Below are 925 nucleotides of genomic sequence, written 5' to 3'. Positions count from 1 at the left end.
CTGGCCGCGTTGTACAGCAACGTCCTGGCGGCCTTGTCGCCCTGTTTGCTCAAGCGTCGCCGGCCAACTTTGCGGCCAGATTCGTTGGGCCGCGGATCCAGCCCGCAGAACGCCACCGCCGCATCGCTGCTGGCGAAGTGGATACGGTTGAACAACGCCGTCAGGGCGGCCCCATTGATCGGCCCGATGCCGCAGATGCCGGTCAACAGACCGTAGGTCTTGGCCCACTCGCTCTGGGCCTTGATCTTGGCGATCAACTCGCGTTCGAGCTGCTCGGCCCAGGCGCTCAAGCTGGCCAGGGCCTGCTTCTGATGCTTGCTGGCGCAGCCATGGCGCTGCGCCGACAGTCTCAAGGACGTGCCGACCCGCACGACCGTTGACCTCAGTGCCTGAAGCGCCCGAACCTGTTGCAGCTCGGGCGAGATCGGCTCGTAGCGGTGCAACTTGGTGTGGCGCTGCGCGATGTACTGGGCAATGACTTGGGCATCCAGCCGGTCGGTCTTGCCTCGGTTGCCCAGCGAGATCGCGTAGTGGTGCACGTGCGTCGGGTTCAAGACGTACACCACGAAGCCGCGCTCGTGCGCCAGGCGGGCCAACAACTCCTGGTAACCCCCCGTCGCCTCCATCGCGATCACGCTGCTGGCCGGCAGACGCTTGAGCCAACCGACGATGCCCGATCGGTTGTTGGGCACGATCCCGGACACGATTGCGCCCTCGTGGCCGGCCACTTGCAACTCGAACTTACCGACATCGACCCCAATAAAGCAGCCAGATATTTGCATGATGGCTCTCCCTGCGATACGTTTAGTCCGCTGGGGTAGCCTCGCCTCGGGCGTTACCTTGCGATCAATCGGCGGTCCTAGGCCGCTAGATTCCTTATCGACGCTGTGAGGCGGGGTGGGATGCTCTCGTTGTGGCAGTCCGG

Annotated in this window: 1 protein-coding gene; it reads right to left on the bottom strand. The window is 64.1% G+C overall.

Annotation, left to right across the window (positions count from 1 at the left end; all coding sequences use genetic code 11):
• The coding region (locus tag H0523_RS32050) for an IS110 family RNA-guided transposase (protein WP_180180328.1) at nucleotides 1-782 on the bottom strand (782 nt) is incomplete at its 3' end.
• Nucleotides 783-925: the final 143 nt, after the last annotated feature.

It is taken from the genome of Achromobacter insuavis, from assembly GCF_902859645.1.
Lineage (GTDB): Bacteria > Pseudomonadota > Gammaproteobacteria > Burkholderiales > Burkholderiaceae_B > Achromobacter > Achromobacter insuavis.
The sequence above is the reverse complement of the archived record's forward strand: the minus strand, read 5'-3'. Positions and strand labels throughout refer to the sequence as shown.